This is a genomic window from Teichococcus aestuarii, assembly GCF_003116135.1.
Taxonomy (GTDB): domain Bacteria; phylum Pseudomonadota; class Alphaproteobacteria; order Acetobacterales; family Acetobacteraceae; genus Pseudoroseomonas; species Pseudoroseomonas aestuarii.
On sequence record NZ_PDOA01000098.1, the window covers coordinates 1 to 270 of the forward strand.

1 protein-coding gene is annotated in these 270 nt (G+C 62.6%); it reads right to left on the bottom strand.

Annotation, left to right across the window (positions count from 1 at the left end; all coding sequences use genetic code 11):
• Positions 1 to 34: 34 nt before the first annotated feature.
• A partial coding sequence (locus tag CR165_RS25905; protein WP_245906762.1) for an integrase core domain-containing protein occupies positions 35 to 270 on the bottom strand: 236 nt, incomplete at its 5' end.

A 270-nucleotide genomic window follows, 5' to 3' on the forward strand; every position in this document is an offset into this window, starting at 1 on the left:
TGACCAGCCCCCATCAACTGGTCCGGGCAAGATTTTAGTGGAGCATGGTCAGAGGCGGCGGCGATGAGCCATTGGAACCGGGGTGGGGCACGGGTCTGGCCCTTTCCGGCATGATCACCTCCGGTGCTGGTGGCCTATAGCCAAGCGAGGAATGGGGGCGGGCCGTGTTGTAGTGGACCCGCCACTGCTCGATCAGCACCCTGGCTTCGGCCAGTGTGTTGAACACCTCGCCGTCAAGCAGTTCATCGCGCAGCTTGCCGTTGAAGCTCT